The organism is Mycobacterium sp. AT1 (assembly GCF_002043095.1).
Lineage (GTDB): Bacteria > Actinomycetota > Actinomycetes > Mycobacteriales > Mycobacteriaceae > Mycobacterium.
The window spans coordinates 67,413-84,800 of the sequence record NZ_MVOC01000046.1; the positions used below are offsets into that span (position 1 = coordinate 67,413).

Annotated in this window: 15 protein-coding genes; 6 read left to right on the plus strand and 9 right to left on the minus strand. The window is 67.8% G+C overall.

The genetic code is table 11. The features are described 5' to 3' along the window. Window positions 1-12: 12 nt before the first annotated feature. The 3 genes from B1790_RS21195 to B1790_RS21205 form a co-directional block, all read right to left on the minus strand. The gene (locus B1790_RS21195; RefSeq protein WP_079925240.1) at window positions 13-1,599 is read right to left on the minus strand and encodes an MFS transporter; all 1,587 of its coding nucleotides are present in this window, start codon (window positions 1,597-1,599) and stop codon (window positions 13-15) included. Continuing rightward, complete coding sequence (locus tag B1790_RS21200; RefSeq protein ID WP_079925241.1) at window positions 1,596-2,492, minus strand: cyclopropane mycolic acid synthase family methyltransferase; 897 nt, start codon at window positions 2,490-2,492, stop codon at window positions 1,596-1,598. Before B1790_RS21200 ends, B1790_RS21195 begins: the two co-directional genes overlap by 4 nt. Before the next feature lie 93 nt (window positions 2,493-2,585). Then, the gene (locus B1790_RS21205; RefSeq protein WP_079925220.1) at window positions 2,586-3,518 is read right to left on the minus strand and encodes a cyclopropane mycolic acid synthase family methyltransferase; all 933 of its coding nucleotides are present in this window, start codon (window positions 3,516-3,518) and stop codon (window positions 2,586-2,588) included. Between the two features lie 245 nt (window positions 3,519-3,763). On the opposite strand from B1790_RS21205, the gene B1790_RS21210 reads away from it, so the two are divergent. Further along, a complete protein-coding gene (locus tag B1790_RS21210; RefSeq protein ID WP_079925221.1) occupies window positions 3,764-4,696 on the plus strand; it encodes an NYN domain-containing protein in 933 nt (310 codons plus the stop codon). A gap of 82 nt (window positions 4,697-4,778) precedes the next feature. Here the strand turns inward: B1790_RS21210 and B1790_RS21215 are convergent, their stop codons facing one another. Continuing rightward, window positions 4,779-5,735 carry an esterase family protein gene (locus B1790_RS21215; protein ID WP_079925242.1) on the minus strand — a complete coding sequence of 319 codons (957 nt, stop codon included), beginning with the start codon at window positions 5,733-5,735 and terminating at the stop codon, window positions 4,779-4,781. A 220-nt stretch (window positions 5,736-5,955) separates the two neighbouring features. On the opposite strand from B1790_RS21215, the gene B1790_RS21220 reads away from it, so the two are divergent. Beyond that, window positions 5,956-7,233 carry an Ig-like domain-containing protein gene (locus tag B1790_RS21220; protein ID WP_233165246.1) on the plus strand — a complete coding sequence of 426 codons (1,278 nt, stop codon included), beginning with the start codon at window positions 5,956-5,958 and terminating at the stop codon, window positions 7,231-7,233. A gap of 90 nt (window positions 7,234-7,323) precedes the next feature. On the opposite strand, the gene B1790_RS21225 is transcribed toward B1790_RS21220, so the two are convergent. Beyond that, window positions 7,324-8,472 carry a DNA cytosine methyltransferase gene (locus tag B1790_RS21225; protein ID WP_079925222.1) on the minus strand — a complete coding sequence of 383 codons (1,149 nt, stop codon included), beginning with the start codon at window positions 8,470-8,472 and terminating at the stop codon, window positions 7,324-7,326. After that, window positions 8,460-9,722 carry a DNA cytosine methyltransferase gene (locus B1790_RS21230; protein WP_158083863.1) on the minus strand — a complete coding sequence of 421 codons (1,263 nt, stop codon included), beginning with the start codon at window positions 9,720-9,722 and terminating at the stop codon, window positions 8,460-8,462. Before B1790_RS21230 ends, B1790_RS21225 begins: the two co-directional genes overlap by 13 nt. Before the next feature lie 41 nt (window positions 9,723-9,763). Here B1790_RS21230 and B1790_RS21235 point away from each other — a divergent pair, with 41 nt between their 5' ends. The 3 genes from B1790_RS21235 (at window position 9,764) to usfY (ending at window position 10,913) form a co-directional block, all read left to right on the plus strand. Further along, the gene (locus tag B1790_RS21235) at window positions 9,764-10,180 is read left to right on the plus strand and encodes a very short patch repair endonuclease (RefSeq protein ID WP_079925224.1); all 417 of its coding nucleotides are present in this window, start codon (window positions 9,764-9,766) and stop codon (window positions 10,178-10,180) included. A gap of 94 nt (window positions 10,181-10,274) precedes the next feature. After that, the gene (locus B1790_RS21240) at window positions 10,275-10,508 is read left to right on the plus strand and encodes a hypothetical protein (protein WP_079925225.1); all 234 of its coding nucleotides are present in this window, start codon (window positions 10,275-10,277) and stop codon (window positions 10,506-10,508) included. A 111-nt stretch (window positions 10,509-10,619) separates the two neighbouring features. Next, window positions 10,620-10,913, plus strand: coding sequence for a protein UsfY (usfY, locus tag B1790_RS21245; RefSeq protein WP_079925244.1), 294 nt, complete (start codon window positions 10,620-10,622; stop codon window positions 10,911-10,913). Between the two features lie 11 nt (window positions 10,914-10,924). Here usfY and B1790_RS21250 read toward each other — a convergent pair whose 3' ends face one another. Next, window positions 10,925-11,521, minus strand: a complete 597-nt coding sequence (locus B1790_RS21250) for a TetR/AcrR family transcriptional regulator (protein WP_079925226.1) — start codon at window positions 11,519-11,521, stop codon at window positions 10,925-10,927. A gap of 70 nt (window positions 11,522-11,591) precedes the next feature. Here B1790_RS21250 and B1790_RS21255 point away from each other — a divergent pair, with 70 nt between their 5' ends. Next, the gene (locus B1790_RS21255; RefSeq protein WP_079925227.1) at window positions 11,592-12,821 is read left to right on the plus strand and encodes an FAD-dependent monooxygenase; all 1,230 of its coding nucleotides are present in this window, start codon (window positions 11,592-11,594) and stop codon (window positions 12,819-12,821) included. Here B1790_RS21255 and recD read toward each other — a convergent pair. Both recD and recB read right to left on the minus strand, forming a co-directional pair. Then, on the minus strand, window positions 12,818-14,494 hold the full coding sequence (gene recD, locus B1790_RS21260; protein WP_079925245.1) for an exodeoxyribonuclease V subunit alpha: 1,677 nt from the start codon (window positions 14,492-14,494) through the stop codon (window positions 12,818-12,820). The genes B1790_RS21255 and recD overlap by 4 nt on opposite strands. 56 nt (window positions 14,495-14,550) lie before the next feature. After that, window positions 14,551-17,388 (minus strand): exodeoxyribonuclease V subunit beta (recB, locus tag B1790_RS21265; RefSeq protein WP_079925228.1); only part of this gene is annotated, 2,838 nt, incomplete at its 5' end.

A 17,388-nucleotide genomic window follows, 5' to 3' on the forward strand; every position in this document is an offset into this window, starting at 1 on the left:
ACTTTGCTAGAGCTACTGCTCCCGCACCGCGAGGTAGTGCTCGGAGACCGGCACCCCGTCGGTGTAGCGCTCGACGGCCTGCTCGATCAAGAGGTCTTGACCGGTGAGACGCGTGTAGTGCTGGTGCATGTGCTCACCCCAGGAGCGCACGATGAACGTCTCCTTGAACGTGGACTCGTGTTCGACGCTGCGGAACAGCCGCCACTGCGAGGCGCCCGTGCGTTGCCGCGATCGGCCGAGCACCCTCATCGCCGCCAGGAAGTTCTCTTCGTCCGCCGGGTCGACGCGGTAGGAGGTCAACACCAACACCGGACCGTCGAGCGGTTCCGGCTCGAAGATCAGCGTCGGCTCGGGCCAGTGCGAGGACGGGGTCAGGTCGAGGCTGCTGGTCTTCGCGTGCAGCGGCCACCACAACGACGACAGCGAGCACACCACCAAGAGTGCCGAGCTGACCAACAGGCTGATCGAACTGGTCGAGGCGCCGGCAACCAGGCCCCACACCACCGAGCCCAACGCCTGCCCGCCCATGAAGATCAACTGGTACACCGACAGTCCGCGGGCCCGCACCCACGCGGGCAGGCTCAGCTGCATCGAGGCGTTGAGCGTCGACAGCGACAGCAGCCACGACGCGCCACCAATGATCAAGGCCAGCAACACGACCCAGAACACGGGCACCAACGCCAGCACCACGGTGGCAACGGCGAACCCCGCCGCGCCCGCGGTAAGAAGGAGGTTCTGGCCGAAGCGTGATCGCAAACGCCCCAACAGGAACGCGCCCACGACGGCACCGAGGCCGAGCGCGCCAAGCAGCAGACCGTAACCCGACGACGACAGTCCAAGCCGGTTCGCGGCGATCACCGGGAGCAGTCCCCACAGCGCGCTCGCCGGGGCGATGAACAACGCAGCGCGCAGCAGGATCCGTCGCACGATCGGCGAACTGCGGATGAACCGTCCGCCCGCGCTCAGGGCGGCAAGCGCGCGCTCGGGTGGATAGTCGCGTTCGACCGCAGGCCGACGCCACCACACCAGCACGACGACGATCCCGACGAAGGACACCGCGTTGAGCGCGAAGACCGACGTCGGGCCTGCCACCGACACCAGCACGCCTGCGATGGCTGGGCCGATCGCCCGTGCCCCGTTCAAGCTCATGCTGCCCAACGCGGCTGCCGCCGGAATCTGTTGGGCGGGAACGAGATCGGGTTGAATCGCCTGCCATGCCGGGGCGGTCAGTGCCTGCCCGCACCCGATGACGAACAGCAGCGTCAGCAGCACCGCTGGCGTGGTCAGCCCAAACCCGGTCAACGTGGCGAGCAGCCCCACCCCCGCGGCCATCGCCCCCTGCGTCGCAATGAGCAGCCGACGACGGTCGACCAGGTCGGCCAAGACGCCCGACGGCAACGCCAGCAGCAGGACCGGCAGCGTGGTCGCGGTCTGCACCAGCGGCACCAGGATGGCCGCGCGCGGGTCGCCGACCAACATCCATTGCGCCCCGACGGTCTGCATCCAGGTGCCGAGATTGGAGACCAGCTGCGCGATCCACAGCGCGCGGTAGACCGGCGAGCGCAGCGGCGCCCACGTCGAGATGGGCGCCAGCGTCAGCCCTTGACCAGAGTGAACTGCCCCAGCTCGCTGATGCCCCGCTTGAAGAAGTCGCTGCAGCCCACCAGGTACTTCATGTACCGCTGGTAGACCTCCTCGGAGGTGGCGGCGACCGCTTCGTCGTGATGCTCCTCGAGCGCGGTGGCCCACAGATCCAGCGTGCGGACGTAGTGCTCGTCGAGCAGCTGCTTGTCCGCGACGGTGAACCCGGCGGCCTGCGACAGGTTGACGATGTCCTCGTCGCACGGAACCGAACCGCCGGGGAAGATCTCCTTGGCGATGAAGCGCATGAACCGCAGGTCGGTCATCACGATCGGGATGCCCATCTCGGGCCAGCGCTTCAGCGGGTGTCCGAGGATCGCCTGCAACACCATGCGGCCGTCGGCGGGCAGGATCTTGCTGCAGGTTTCGAAGAACGGCGCATAGCGCTCCGGCGGGAACGCCTCGATCGCCTCGAGGCTGATGATGCGGTCGACGGGCTCGTCGAACTGCTCCCACCCGCGAAGCAGCACCCGGCGGGTGCGTTCGGTCGGCAGTCCGTCGAGGAGCTGCTGGCCGAACGCGCGCTGATTCTTGCTCAACGTCAAGCCGACGACGTTGACGTCGAACTTCTCGATCGCACGCTGCATGACCGAGCCCCAGCCGCACCCGACGTCGAGCAACGTCATGCCTGGCCTGAGGTCGAGCTTGCCGAGGGCAAGGTCGATCTTTGCCATCTGCGCCTCTTCGAGCGTCATGTCATCACGCTCGAAGTACGCGCAGCTATAGGTCCGCGACGGATCCTGGAACAGCCCGAAGAAGTCGTCGGACAGGTCGTAATGAGCCTGTACCTCTTCGAAGTGTGGCTCCATTGCCGTCGACGTCTTCGTCGATTCGGCCTTCGTCTCAACCATGTGCGACATTCCTTCACCCGATGGAGCGGACCAGGTCGCTACGGTCCTCGTTGATCAAAATTCAGTGTGCAAAAGCTACTACACCGTCGTCAATTACGCCTTCACGCAAGTGAATTGGACGACGTCGGTGTAGCCCTCGCGGAACAGGTCGGCGCAGCCGGTGAGGTACTTGAGGAAGCGTTCGTAGATGACCTCGTTGGTGATCTCGATGGCCTCGTCCTTGTTGGCCTCGAGATTGGCCGCCCAGGTGTCCAACGTCTTCACGTAGTGCGGCTGCAGGTGCTGTTCTTGGGTCACCTGGAAGCCGGCCTTGATCGCGTGGTTGGTCACCATCGACGCCAGCGGCAGACGGCCGCCGGGGTAGATCTCGTCCATGATGAACTTGATGAAGCGCACCCGCGACATGGTCAGCGGCAGCTTCTTGGCCTTGATCTCCTCATCCTCGGGGATGGTGATCGTGTGCAGCATCTGCACGCCGTCGTCGGGCAGCCAGTCGTAGGTCTTCTTGAAGTAGTCGTCGTACTTGTTGAAGCCGAAGTGCTCGAAGGCGCCGATCGAGACGATGCGGTCCACCTTGCCGCTGAAGTCCTCCCACGGCTGCAGGCGGACGTCCATCGTCCGGTTGCCCTTGTAGTTGGCGAGCCAGCGCTCTTCGATGTGCCGTTTCTGGTTCTCCGAGAGCGTCAGGCCGATGACGTTGACGTCGTACTTCTCGACGGCGCGGTTGATCGTGGCGCCCCAGCCGCAGCCGATGTCGAGCAACGTCATGCCCGGTTCGAGGCCGAGCTTGCCGAGCGACAGGTCGATCTTCGCCAGCTGCGCCTGCTCGAGCGTGTAGTCGTCCTTCTCGAAGTACGCACAGCTGTAGACCTGATTCGGGTCCTGCCACAGCTTGAAGAACTCATTGCTGATGTCGTAGTGGAACTGGACTTCCTTCTTGTCCGACCCACGCGTCTGTGATGCCGACTTGGACAGCCACTGGGACTGCGCAGGTGACGGGGTTTGCGTCTCGCTAGAAGAATTCATGAACCAACCTGTCGGCTATCGATCGGGGCTTCGGGGCCGTGCCGCCCAGCGTCTTCTTCACCATGCCGGCACATCGACTCTATCCCCGCGTCGCCGTCAATTCGACGCCGACGCGGCGAGGCGGGCGACCCGTCCGCGGACCCGTTCCGCCTCGCGGTTTGCGGAACAGTGGCTGACGAGTTGCTGAAAATGCCTTCGCCGGACCCGAGGTGACGTGCGTCGAGTGCGCGGCTCAGACTGAACCCATGACAGAACGTGAGGACACCCGCGTCGCGGTCTACCTCGACTTCGACAACATCGTGATCTCGCGATACGACCAAGTGAACGGTCGCAATTCGTTCCAGCGCGACAAGACCAAGGGGCTCGAGGTCGACCGGCTGTCCCGCGCGACGGTCGACGTCGGGGCGATCATCGACTTCGCCTCGTCGTTCGGGACCCTGGTGCTGACCCGCGCCTACGCCGACTGGTCGGCCGACGTCAACGCCGGATACCGCGGTCAGTTGGTGAGCCGGGCGGTGGACCTGGTGCAGCTGTTCCCCGCCGCGGCGTACGGCAAGAACGGCGCCGACATCCGGCTCGCCGTCGACGCCGTCGAGGACATGTTCCGCCTGCCCGACCTGACGCACGTGGTGATCGTCGCCGGCGACTCCGACTACATCGCGTTGGCCCAGCGGTGCAAGCGGCTCGGTCGCTACGTCGTCGGCATCGGGGTGGCGGGCTCGTCGAGCCGATCCCTCGCAGCGGCGTGCGACGACTTCGTCATCTACGACGCACTGCCCGGCGTGCCGGTCTTCGAACCGACCCCGGCTCCCGTCAAGGCCGAAGCCGACGGCGAAGGCGCGGAAGACGGGGAGCCGGAACCCGAACCCAAGAAGCGCGCGCCGCGCCGCCGCGCCACCCGGCCGCAGGCCGTCGAGGAGGAGCCCGAGGCCCCGGACCCGCAGGCCGACGCGACCGGGCTGCTGCGACGGGCGTTGCTGATCGGCTTGGAGAAGGACGACGTCGAATGGCTGCACAATTCCGCGGTCAAGGCGCAGATGAAGCGGATGGACCCGTCGTTCAGTGAGAAGTCGCTGGGTTTCCGGTCGTTCAGCGACTTCCTGCGCTCACGATCCGACGTCGTGGTGCTCGACGAGAGCTCCACGACGCGGATGGTGAAACTGCGCAACGAGTCCTGACCCCTCCCCGCCGAGTGTGGAGTTGATGCACGCGCCGAGGTGTCTCGGCGTGGAACAACTCCACACTCGGCGGAGGGTTTCTCTAGCCGATGGTGCGGATGATGTCGGGCTTCATCACGTCGAGCTGCTGACTCCAGTACGCCCAGGCGTGGCTGCCGTTGGGCGGGAAGTTGAACGTCGCGTTGCGCCCGCCCGCGCCGGTGTAGGCATTCTGGAAGGCCTGGTTGCTGCCCTGGGTCAACCCTTCCAACGTGGTCGCAGGCAGGTCGCCACCGCCCAGCTCGTTCGGCCTTCCGTTGCCGGTGTAGACGTAGATTCGCGTGCCGTTGGCGGCGAGCCTGCCCGCCTGCAGCGTGGGGTCGTTGCGCTGCCAGTCCGGTCCTCCGCCGGGGCCCCACATGGCGCCCGCGTCGAACCCGCCCGCGTCGCGCATGGAGATACCGACCAGCGTCGGCCAGATGCCCTGTGACAGGTTCAGGAAGCCCGACTCGGATCCCGCGAAGCTGAAGTTGCCGGGGTGGTATGCGGCGAGGATCAGAGCGGCGCTGCCCGACATGGACAGTCCGACGACGGCGTTGCCGGTCGGTGAGATGCCCTTGTTCTGCGACAGATAGGCGGGAAGCTCCGAGGTCAGGAACGTCTCCCACTGGTAGTTCTGGGTCTGGCCGTTGCCGACGGCCGGCTGCTCCCAGTTGGTGTAGAAGCTGGACATGCCGCCGACGGGCATCACCACCGAGACACCCGAGCCGTTGAACTTCTCGAACGCGTTGGTCTCGATGTCCCAGCCGCTGTTGTCGTCACGGGCCCGTAGTCCGTCGAGTAGGTACACCGCGTGCGAGCCACCTGGCTGGAACCTGACGAGCACGTTGCGGCCCATGGCGGCCGACGGCACCTGCAGGTCCTCGACCGGCAGACCCGGTGGCGAGTAGGCCCCTGCGGTCGCCGATCCGCCGGTGATGCCAATCAGGCCGGGAAGGACTGCCGTGACGAGGGCGGCCACCGCCAGTCGTCGACGCCAATTTCGCAAGTTCTCAACCATCGTCACGTGTCACTCCGTTCTCGGGGACCTCCGTCGAACGCAGCTCTTTGGCTCCGCGGAGGTGTCGGCCGTCACCTTGTTCCTCGGCGTGTCTTACCCGTTCGTTACCCGATGACACGTAACCGGATCGTGCCGTCACACATGTTGCGAATAGTGGCTTCCGACCACCTACCATTGGGGCTCGTTCTTCTCGTCAGTTCGGAAAATCAATGGAGCCTTCTTGACGTCTACTCGTCGTGCCCGTGGAACGTGGTTGGCCGCCTCCTTCGCGGTGCTGGCCGTCCTCGGTGGTGTCGTGGTGAGCGGGTCGGAACGGTGTGTGCACGGCTGCCAGGTGCTGGCCGCGCCGAAGAACCTCGTCGAGGCGGAGCAGCCCGCCGCCGTGCCCACCTCGGCGCCCGCCGAGCTGTCCGTCGTCCCGGCACCCGCCGCCGACAAGGTCAACCCCGCGAGCCCGGTGATGGTCACCGCCACGACGGGCACCATCACCGACGTCACCATGACCAACGACGGCGGAAAGGTCATCCCGGGTGTGCTGACGCCGGACCACACGACCTGGAAGCCGACGATCCAGCTGGGCTACGGCCGGGCGTACACGATGTCGGTTTCGGCCCGCGGCCCCAACGGCATGCCGTCGCGGCAGGAGACCACCTTCCACACGGTCTCGCCGAGCAATCAGACTCAGGTGTACTTCGAGACCACCGACGGCGGACTTCTGCAGGACGGCGCCACCTATGGCGTCGGGGAAGTGGTCGTCGCGCACTTCGACGAGGCGATCGACAACAAGGCCAACGCCGAGCGGCATCTGTCGGTCACCACCAACCCGCCGGTCGCGGGCTCGTGGAACTGGATCGACGACCAGACCGCACACTGGCGGCCGGCGAAGTACTACGCGCCCGGCACCACCGTGACGGTTGCGGGCAACGTCTACGGCACGCCGCTGGGCGACGGCCTCTACGGCGAGGAGGACGAGCACGTCTCGTTCAAGATCGGTGACGCGCACGTCTCGATCGCCGACGACACCACCCACATGGTCAGCGTGTACGACAACGGCAAACTGGTGCGCACCATGCCGACGTCGATGGGCATGGGCGGCATCCAGACGATCGCGGGCACCACGTTCTCGTTCTTCACCCCGCCAGGGGTGTACACGGTGCTCAGCAAGGCCAACCCGGTGATCATGGATTCCTCGACGTTCGGCCTGCCGACCAATTCTCGGCTGGGTTACAAGGAGTCGATCTCCTACGCCACCAAGATCAGCACCGACGGCATCTACCTGCATCAGCTCAACTCGACGGTGTGGGCGCAGGGGAACACCGACACCTCGCACGGGTGCCTGAACCTCAACGGCGACAACGCCGCCTGGTTCTTCGACTTCTCGGTGCCCGGTGACGTCGTCGAGGTTCGCAACACCGGCGGCAAGCCCCTGCAGATCTCGCAGAACGGCGACTGGACCGTGCCGTGGGATCAGTGGCTCAAGGGCAGCAAGCTGACGTAGTCGGTTGGTTCACTCCCGCGACTTCTACGCCAGGGTTGCGATCTCGAGCCAAGTGCGACCATCCTGCAGAAGTCGGGGACAAGCGCAGCCCTAGCGGGACGCGTCATCCGCGTAGGCGCCCAGCTCCTCGACGAAACCTTCGGGAAACCGCAGCGAGCCCTTCTGCGTCCGCCGGATGAAACCCGTTGCTGCCCTTGCTGACAACGGCTTGCCGGGGAACTGCAGGAAGTCGACCAACGGCAACCGCGGCTCCCACACCGGCCACGGCCCGACGTCGGCCACGTGCACCACGCCGTCGAGGTCGGCCCAGGCTGCCCGCCGCGACCACTTGGTGCCGTTCCACGGCAAATCGGCCGACGAGTCGTAACGTCCCGGGCGCCCGAGTCGGCTGCCGATCCACGCCGCGACGGGCACGCTCACCGAATTGCCGACCATCCGCCACCGCTCACCGGGTCGGGCGACTTCCTCGGCGGGCAACGTCCAGTCGACGGGAAACCCTTGCAGCCGTTCGGTATCCCGAAGATCGGGGGTGACGTAGGCGCCCGACGGCAGGCGAATCGCCGGGGGAGACGGCACCCCGATCGACGATCCGCACTTGATCGGCGGGACGGCGTCCACCGCCCAGCCGAAGGATCGCATGCCTTCGGTCCAATAGAAGCCGCAGGCGACGTCCGGATACCCGTAGGCGACGGGCGGTTTGACACAGTCGTCGGCCAGCAGTACGTCCCGCGGATCGCCGACCCGCGACGCGACCAGATACCAGCGGTTGCGCCGCTGCGGCAGGCCGAAGGCGTGGGTGTCGACGACCCGGTAGGCCCACCGGTAGCCGAGTTCGGTCAACGCCGACGTGACCACCCTCAGCGCCGCGCCGCGGCCCAACGAGATGAGGAACGGCACGTTCTCCAGCACCACCCAGGGCACGTCGCCGTCCTCGAGCAGTCGCAGGACCTCACCGACCAAACTGCTTCTGGCGCCGACGATTCCGGCCTTGCGGCCGACGCTGCTGAGGTCCTGGCAGGGGAAGCCCGCGACGACGAGGTCGGTGCCCTTCGGCAGCGTCGCGACGTCGCGGACGTCGGCCTCCAGCTTGGTGTCGGGGAACCGTCGGCGCAGCACGTGCATGGCGGGCGAGGAATTCTCGACCAGCAGGTGCGCATGGTGGCCGCTGCCCGCCATGCCCAACTCGAGGCCACCGATGCCCGCGAACAGCCCGGCGACCTTAAGGCTCACCGCAGCCATTCCACCGCGACGGCATAGCTCAGGCGTGACGGCACCGCGTTGCCGATCATGCGCGCCAGGGCGGTGCGACGGGTGACGCCGTCGAAGGAGAACCAGTCCGGAATGTATTGCAGCCGTGCGGCTTCGTGCGCGGTGATGGTGCGACGCCGGCTGGGGTGCACGTACCGTCCCATGCACATGCTGTAGAAGCCGGTGGTGATGGTCTGTGACGGCCGGTCCCATGCCAACCGGCCGTAGATCGCCTTGTAGCTGTGGCCGCCCGAGGCGTGGCATGCCGGACGTTGCCGGTCGGGCAGGTCGAAGTCGCCGTTCTCGAACAGGTAGTCGATGCGTTGGCGCGTCGCCGGCGCCGAGCGGGCGGCCTCGTCGACCAGGCGGCCCGACTCGGGAGCCAATTCGAGGTCCTGAAAGGCCCAGGCCACCGAACGGCGAGCTCTGCGATGCCGATCGGTGACGTCGGCGACGGTGACGGACTGCGTCAGGCTCGCCATCAAGACCAGTCGTCGTCGGCGTTGGGGGACGCCGATCTCGCTGAGGTCGACCACCCCGACGGAGACCCGGTACCCGAGTCCCACCAGGGCGTCGGCGGTGCGCTGCACGACGGCCCTGCGGTCGTTGACGGCTCCTGGGACGTTCTCGATCAGGATGTGTTGCGGAGTAAGCACTTCCGCTGCCCTGACCATGGTGCGGTACAACTCGTTCTTGTCGTCGGCGTGACGAGTGCGGTTGTTGAAGTCGCTGTGCCCCTGGCAGGGCGGCCCGCCCACCAGCACGTCGACGTGGGAGTGCCGCTTGGCCAGTAGGCGTTCGGCCGGGTTCAGCCGAGCGCCAACGCGTCCGGGGAACACGTCCTCGACGTCCTGGGTGAGGGTGGTCGCCGACGGGAAGTTGGCGGCGTAGGTCTGCGCGGCCACCGCGTCGACGTCGACCGCGAGGACCGGTTCGAAGGAGCGGTTCAGTGCGCGCGCCGCCTCGGCCAACCCGATGGAAAGGCCCCCGCAGCCGGAGAACAGGTCGACGACGCGCAACGACGTCCTGGCGGCGCCGACGGGCGGTGCGACGCTGCTTTGCAGCCACGCGCGCTCGGCTTCGTCGGCGCACGTCACCCTGGTCTCGGTGCCGCGATAGCCGGCCAGCACGCTCGCGACGGGCCTGCCGTCTCGTCGGGACAGCACGCGTTCGTAGCTGCCGTTTCGGGTGCGGAAGCGCTCGAGCTCGACGTCGCGCGCGACGTCGGCGATGGTGCTCACCTGCCGATCGTATGCAGCGAGTTCGCCAATAGTGTGGAGGCATGGCCGAGTCCTGGGCGTCCTCACCCGAGGCGCGGGCGCGCATGCAGTCCAACAAGAGCCGCGACACCAAGCCCGAGCTGGCGCTGCGTTCGGCGGTGCACGCCAGGGGTTTGCGTTACCGGGTGTCGGCGAAACCCCTGGCGGGGGTGCGGCGGACGGCCGATTTGGTGTTCCCGCGGGCGAAGGTCGCGGTGTTCCTCGACGGCTGCTTCTGGCACGGCTGCCCCGAGCATCACACCGTGGCCTCGGCCAACGCCAAGTTCTGGGCAGACAAGGTCGAGGGCAATCGAAGACGGGACCGCGACACCGACGGCCGGCTTGCCGAGGCCGGCTGGGTCAGCGTGCGGATTTGGGAACACGAGGACCCCGCCGAGGCAGCCCGGCGGGTCGAGGCGATCGTCCGCGCTCGAATTTGACGGAGCCGTGGTGGCGGTCGTCACATGTGTCGCGGAATAGATCCGACACATGGTTAGTTGTGCTCGGTAGTTTCTTCGAGCAACGGGGTGCACCATGATCGATCTCAAGGCCATCGCAGTTGGATTCGTTGCAGCGGGCGTCCTGACGCTCGGACCCTTGGGCGCCGGCGTCGCAAATGCCGCACCCGCCGAGCCGCAGGTGCCGTCGGTGCAGGGCACCAGCAGCCAGACCGACAACCATGCAGGAACGCCGTCGCCGTACGCCGCCTACGGGGGATACGAGCTGTGCTCGATGCCCGGGATGTACTTCGCCAACATCTGCGTCTGAGCGGACCGCTCGCTACACGGTGAGTCGATGATCTCCCGCGCCGATCAGGGCACTGTGACCCCGGTCACAAACGGCGTACGATCGGAGCATCTCTCCTGAAAGGAGATGCAGATGAAGGGTGCTCATCGGGATCCCACCGACCACTGCCGCACGACGCAGCCGCACGCGGGTGAATCGTTCATCGACACGTTGTGGTTGCCCGGACTGATACTCATCATGCTCGGGACCGCCACGATCGCGGGGTTCCTGGCGGCGACGGCGTACAACCGCCCCGAATGGCAACTGCCCCTTGGCTTCATCGCCGGAGCGCTCGTCACCGCGGGCGCCATTCTCATCACGCTGGAGCATCATCGCGTCAAGCGGGTCGAGGAGCGCTGGCTGGCGGACCATCCGGTGCTTCGCTAGGGCGACACTGCCTACGTCGCACCGAACTGCGTTGCCAGCGGCAGAAACACGTCGTCGACGATCTCGACGATGGTCTCCGGCCTCGCCGCCGCCATCGTCATGAACAGTTCGTGCCGCAGCAGGTCGACGGGCAGCACGACGATGCGCTGTGACGGCATCGCGGCAATTTCGCCGCGGGCGACGGCGCGCTCGAGCACGGTGTCCATCACCGACGGACCGTCCGGCACGAACCACGCGCGAATCTCCCGTGGCGACCCACCCGCCTCGTCGTAGAACGCACCGAGTCGCGCGGCGATCAAACCGATGATGCGCGAACGTCTCTCGTTGAATTCGGTCAGCGTGGCCAGCACGTCGCCGCGCAGCGTGCCGGTGTCCGGGGTGGGAATCGAGTCGATCTCTCCGCGGTGGTGGATCACCGCCTTGAGCAGGTCCAGCCGCGACGGCCATCGCCGGTACAGCACCGAGCGGGCCGACGACGAACGCTCGGCCACCGACTCGATGGTGAAGCGCTCGTAGCCGCCGTCGAGGAGCTGATCCCACCCCGCGTCCAGGATCGCGGTCTCCAGGGCGGCTCCGCGTCTGCGCAGCCTCTGCGGCTTAGGGGACATTTGCGTATCTTATCGCGGGCGTCTAGCGTCGATAAGCGACACTCATGTAGCTAAAGCGCGGAGGACTCTCATGACCACACGCAGCGCCCTGATCTCCGGTGCGAGCATCGCCGGACCCGTCCTGGCCTACTGGCTGGCCGAAGCGGGCTGGGACGTCACCGTCGTCGAGCGCGCCGAACGCCTGCGCACCAGCGGCTACCCGGTGGACGTCCGCGGCACCGCGGTCGACGTCGTCCGTCGCATGGGCCTGCACCGCCAACTGGTCGAGGCGCACTACCGCCACGTTCCGGTCCAGCTGCTGACTCCCGGCGGTCGACGCCTGTGCACGCTCGACTTCGGCAACCTGCTCAACAGCTCGCAGGCCGGCGACGTGGAGATCACCCGCGGCGCGCTTGGCGAGATCCTCCACGCCGCCACCAGTGACCGGGTGAACTACGTCTTCGACGATTCGATCGAGAGCCTGACCCAGAACGACGGCGGGGTCGACGTCACGTTCCGGCACGGCGAGCCACAGACCGTCGACGTGGTCGTCGGCGCCGACGGCATCGGGTCCAACGTCCGACGCCTCACCTTCGGAGACGACTCGCACTTCGTCCGTCACCTCGGCCCGTACGCGGCGATCTGGGACCTGCCGGGCGAGATGTTCCCCCCGGGTGCGGGTTTCATGTACTCACACGCGGGTCGCACCGCGATGGTCGAGCGTCCGGCCGACGGCGGTCCGACTCGGGCGTTCCTGGCGTTCGTCCACCCGGCGCCGGGCACCGTGGACCGCCATGACGAAGACGCCGTCAACGCCGCGGTGCGCGAGGCGTTCGCCGAGGATCGTTGGCGCACAGGCGAGGTCCTCGACACGATGGCAGACGCCGACGACCTCTACTTCGACACCGTCAGCCAGGTTCGGATGGACAGTTGGAGCGCCGGCCGGGTGGCGCTGGTCGGCGACGCCGCCTACGCACCGGCGTTCCTGTCGGGGCAGGGCACCAGCATCGCCATCGCCGGCGCCTACGTGCTGGCGAGTGAACTCGTCCGCGGCGACCGGCCGCAGGCGGCGTTCGCGGCCTACGAACGCCGACTGCGCGACTACGTGCAGAAGAATCAAGACCTGGCGCTGCGGACCGACTCGACGGTGATCTCGCGAACGCCCGGCCAGCTGTTGCGCCGAAACGCCAAGCTGGTGACGGTGCCGTGGCTGCAGCGCCTTGGCATCGCGGATCTGCTGCAGACCCAGCTGCGGACCGCCGCCACCGACCTGTCGCTCGCCGACGACGACCTTCGGGTCGCGAGCGCGTCGGGGGTCTAGCCGGAATTCCGAAGCCGCAGAGCCAATCCCGTCGCCCGGACCGCGCGCTTCTCGATCGCCGCCCGTACCTCGTCGGCGGACCCCACCACCCGAACCTTGGACTTGGCTCGGGTCACCGCGGTGTAGAACAGCTCCCGGGTCAGCAGGCGGGAGTCGACGGGCGGCATCAGCACCGTCACCTCCGCGGCCTGCGAGCCCTGACTCTTGTGGATCGTCATCGCATACATCGTCTCCAGGTCGGGCAGTCGACTGGTGGCGAAGGCCCGCGGTTCGCCGGCGCCTGCGATCGCGGCGCGCAGCCCTTCGGGTCCGTTCACCGTCACCCCGGTGTCGCCGTTGTACAGGCCAAGCCCGTAGTCGTTGGCCGTCACCAGGACGGGTCTGCCCGCGTACCAGTCCGACCAGATCGGCTCGCCGGTCGACTCGGTGAGCCAGCGCTCGACCTGGTGATTCCAGTGCTGCACACCGTGGGGTCCGCGGCGGTGGGCGCACAGCAGCCGATGCTCGTCCAGGATGTCCAGCGCCGTCTTGGCGTCGCCGAGGATGGCCGCCTGTCGCAACGCAAGGGCTTGCGGCAAAACGACTTTGCGCAATCCCTTGGCCGGGTCGTCGTCGACGATCCACTCGACGTGGTCACCGCCCGCGGCGAGCACGTCGACGGCCCTGTCGGCGTCACCGTCGCGGATCGCCGAGGCCAGCGCCCCGATCGATTCGCCGAAGCGGTGCGACGTCCGCAGCGCGACCACCGGTGACCCCGCGCCCGCACCGAGACCGTCGACCAGGTCGGCGAGGACGGCGCCGGCGTCCACCGAGGCCAACTGGTCGGGGTCGCCGACCAACAACAGCCGGGACTGCGGCCGCACGGCTTCCAGGAGCCGGGCCATCATCGTCAACGACACCATCGACGTCTCGTCGACCACGATGACGTCGTGCGGCAGACGGTTGCCGCGGTGGTGCCGAAACCGCGACGAACTGTCAGGCCTGCTGCCCAGCAGGCGGTGCAGCGTCGTCGCCTGCAACCCCGAGAGCCGCCGCTGGTCGACCAGTTCCAGCTTGTCGATCTCCTGGCGAACCGCCTGCTGAAGCCGAGCGGCCGCCTTCCCCGTCGGCGCGGCAAGGGCGATGCGCAGCCGCGCTCCCGACGCCGCCTGCCCGGCGAAGAGCGCCAGCAGCCGCGCGACCGTGGTCGTCTTGCCGGTGCCCGGCCCGCCGGTGAGCACCGTGACCCGTTGCGACAGAGCGATTTCGGCGGCGTCGCGCTGCTCCTCATAACCCGCGGGGAAGAGGCGTTCGACGTCGGCTGCGGACACCGCCGCGCCACGCGACACCATCGCCCGCAGGTCGTCGGCGACCTGCTCCTCCTCGCGCCAGTACCGGTCGAGGTACAGCAGGTGTTCCCGCCTCCGGAGCACGTGCGGCGCCTCGAGCAGCGGGCTGGCCCACACCGCCGCCAACCAGCCGTCGACCGCCGGCCACGGCAGGTCCGCGACGTCGACCTGGGCCTCGACCGACCGCAGGTCCAGACACACCGACCCGGCCCGCAACCCACGCACCACCAGAGCGAGGGCGAGCATCACGCGCTCGTCGTCCTCCTTGGCCAACGCGCTGAGCCGCTGGGCGACCAGCACGTCCGCGGCGTCGATCACCCCCGCCTCGTTGAACACCGCCAGCAGTCCGGTGGCGCCGACGGCCCGCCGCCACGAAGCGGTGTCGACCGGTTCGACCGACGTCACGCCCTCACCGTCCCCTCGTCGAGTAGCTCGGACATTGCCACCACCAACGACGCCGGCGGCTGCCAGTCGAATACCCCCGCCGGATGCCCGTCGACGACGGGGGTCTCTGCACCGCACATGCCACGAACGAACAGGTACAGCACTCCACCGAGGTGTTCCTCCGGCGAGTAGCCGTTCTGCCGCCACCGCAGGAAACGATGCAGCACAACGCTGTACAGCAACGCCTGCAGCGGATAGTCGGAGTGCAGCATCGCCTCGACGAGGCGGGCGCGCTCGTAGTCCGCCGACGTCAACGAGCCGTCACCGTCGCCAAGCCAGTTCGACTTGTAGTCGACCACCACGTAGCGATTGCCCTTGGGGGACGGGATGCGCAGCACCGCGTCGACCGAGCCGTTCAGATACCCGCGCAGCGGTTGGTTGCCCAAGGCGTCGCCGGTGAGACGTTCGGCGTAGCTCGCCAGTGGGTCGTCCTGGGGCAGATGCTCGGCGACCAGCTGGCCGACATCGCGCAGGTAGATCCGAGGCGCCGTCGCGCGCAGGTCCCCGCCGGCCAGCGGGAACTCGAAGTCCAACTCCCGCAACCGGTCTCGCAGGCCGATCTGGCGCAGCGTCAGATTCCCCGCCAGCGGACCCAGCGGGGTGTCGTTCATCGGCACCAGAGCGGCCGCCAGGTCGGCGGCGGGCACGTCCACCGGCCACCACACCGAGTGCTCGACGATCTGGGCCTCCAGTTCGGCGGCGAGATCGGCCGCGAACGGATCGGCGGTCTCCAGCACCGCGTGCATCAGCGTGCCGAACTTCGCGCCCTTGGGCAGGTCGGCCATCGGCGAGGGCAACGCCGGTCCGGTCGAGGGCTGCAGCAGCGGAAGTTCGCCGACCTCGTCGTCGAGGGCGACGACCTCCGGTTCACTGCTGACGCCCGACGTCTCGGCCACCCGGATCAGCCCGGAGTAGGACGTACGACGCCACGTGGTGTCGATGGAACGGTGAAAGTGTCTGGCGTCCAGGCCCGTCGGCGCCGGCTCGGCGGGCGGTCGCGGTGCCGGCGCGAGGACCGACTGCTCGAGCACCGGTCCGCCGGCAGCCTCCCACTGGCGCAGCCGCGTGAGGGCGTCGTCGTCGGTGATCTTGCTGGGCACGCATCGGTTGGGTACCACCGCCTCGCCGGGCTGCCTGCCGCGCAGCAGCCGCGACAGTCCGCCGTTGGCCTCGTCGTTGGCGGGCGCCCACCACGCCACCACCTGGGACTGCGCCCTGGTCATCGCGACGTAGGTCAGCCGGCTGTCGTCGCCGGCGGACTCCTCGCGGCCCAGCCGTTCGACGTCGCGGTAGTCGGGGCTTTCCTTGCCGCCGATGTGCAGGCAGCGGGTCGGCCCGTCGTGGAACAGGATCAGGTCGCGTTCGGGCACCCAGCGGTTGAACGCGAACGGCAGGTACACGATGGGGTATTGCAGCCCCTTGCTCACCCAGACCGTCATGATCTGGACGGCCGCGGCGTCGCTGTCCAGTCGTCGGTTGCGCTCCGCCGTCCCTCCGCGGTCGTCGCGCTCGGTGCGCAACCAGTCGCGCAGGGCGGGCAGCGAATGGTGCTCCCGGTGCGCCACGTCCTGCAGCAGCTGTGTCATGTGCGCCAGGTCGGTCATGTGCCGTTCACCGTCGCGCCAGGACAGCACGCGTTTGAGCATGCCGCGCAGCTGGGCGGCTTCGAAGATCGCCGCGACCCCGCGTTCGCGAGCGTGTCCGGCCCACTCCCGCAACGTCTCCGCGATCTCGTCGGTCAGCTCGTCGCCGCCGTCCACCAGGTCCTCGGCGGTCTTGCCGAAGAACATCGTCGCCGCGGCGGCGCGCACCACCCCGGCGCGGTGCGGCTGGTCGAATGCCTCCAACAGCGACAGCCAGTCGTCTGCGGCTTGGGAGGCGAAGATGTCCGAGTCGCCGGTGTAGACCGCAGGGATCCCGGCCCGGCCCAGCGCGAGCTGGCAGATTCTCGCGTCCTTGTGCGTCTCGACGATGATGGCGACGTCGCCCGCTTGCACCGGCCGGCCGTCGAACGTGGCGCCGCTGGCGAGCAGGGCGCCGATGTCGCCGGCGAGGTCCTTGCCGATGTGCTGGCGCAGGTCGTTGATCGACACGTTCTGGGTTCCCCTGCGCCCGAACGTGCTTCGCTCAACGATCCGCAGCCGGAACGGTTCGACGTTGGGTGCGCCGACCAGGCGGCACCCCTTGTTGTGGGCGTCGACGTCGTGCACGACGATCGCGGGGTCGCCGAGCTCGGCGCCCCTCAGCACGGCCTGCAACCGGTCGACCAGCGCACTGTCGCTGCGCCAGTTGGTGCCGAGGGTCTTCTTGGCTCCCGCGGTCTCGGCTGCGCTGAGGTAGGTGACGATGTCACCACCGCGGAAGGCGTAGATCGCCTGCTTGGGGTCACCTATGAGAACGACGGTTGACCGGCCGCTGAAGGCCCGGTCGATCACCTGCCATTGGACGGGGTCGGTGTCCTGGAATTCGTCGACCATCACGATCGGCCAGCGCCGTGACATCCGCAGCCGGGCGGGGGAGTCCTCGGCGTCGAGGGCCTCCGCGAGCCGGGTGAGCAGGTCGTCGTAGCCCAGGATCCCGAGCCTGCGCTTGCGCGTCTCCAGTTCGGCGAGAACGTGATTGGCGAAGCTCATGCAGACCGCTGCCCGCGACTCCGGCGGCGGATCGAGTGGCCGCAACTCGGTGGCCGGGTTGTTGACGACTTCCCTCGCCAGCTTCAGCGCGTCGGGATAACTCAGTGCCGGGTCGTCGCGCTGCTGACCGAAGTGCGCAAGGTAGAGGTCGTCGACGACCTC

Excerpts from the sequence above, each read along its gene's own strand:
- B1790_RS21200 (WP_079925241.1), bottom strand. The coding sequence starts at position 2,492 with ATGGTTGAGACGAAGGCCGAATCGACGAAGACGTCGACGGCAATGGAG.
- B1790_RS21205 (WP_079925220.1), bottom strand. The coding sequence starts at position 3,518 with ATGAATTCTTCTAGCGAGACGCAAACCCCGTCACCTGCGCAGTCCCAG.
- B1790_RS21210 (WP_079925221.1), top strand. The coding sequence starts at position 3,764 with ATGACAGAACGTGAGGACACCCGCGTCGCGGTCTACCTCGACTTCGAC.
- B1790_RS21215 (WP_079925242.1), bottom strand. The coding sequence starts at position 5,735 with ATGGTTGAGAACTTGCGAAATTGGCGTCGACGACTGGCGGTGGCCGCC.
- B1790_RS21225 (WP_079925222.1), bottom strand. The coding sequence starts at position 8,472 with ATGGCTGCGGTGAGCCTTAAGGTCGCCGGGCTGTTCGCGGGCATCGGT.
- B1790_RS21235 (WP_079925224.1), top strand. The coding sequence starts at position 9,764 with ATGGCCGAGTCCTGGGCGTCCTCACCCGAGGCGCGGGCGCGCATGCAG.
- B1790_RS21240 (WP_079925225.1), top strand. The coding sequence starts at position 10,275 with ATGATCGATCTCAAGGCCATCGCAGTTGGATTCGTTGCAGCGGGCGTC.
- usfY (WP_079925244.1), top strand. The coding sequence starts at position 10,620 with ATGAAGGGTGCTCATCGGGATCCCACCGACCACTGCCGCACGACGCAG.
- B1790_RS21250 (WP_079925226.1), bottom strand. The coding sequence starts at position 11,521 with ATGTCCCCTAAGCCGCAGAGGCTGCGCAGACGCGGAGCCGCCCTGGAG.
- B1790_RS21255 (WP_079925227.1), top strand. The coding sequence starts at position 11,592 with ATGACCACACGCAGCGCCCTGATCTCCGGTGCGAGCATCGCCGGACCC.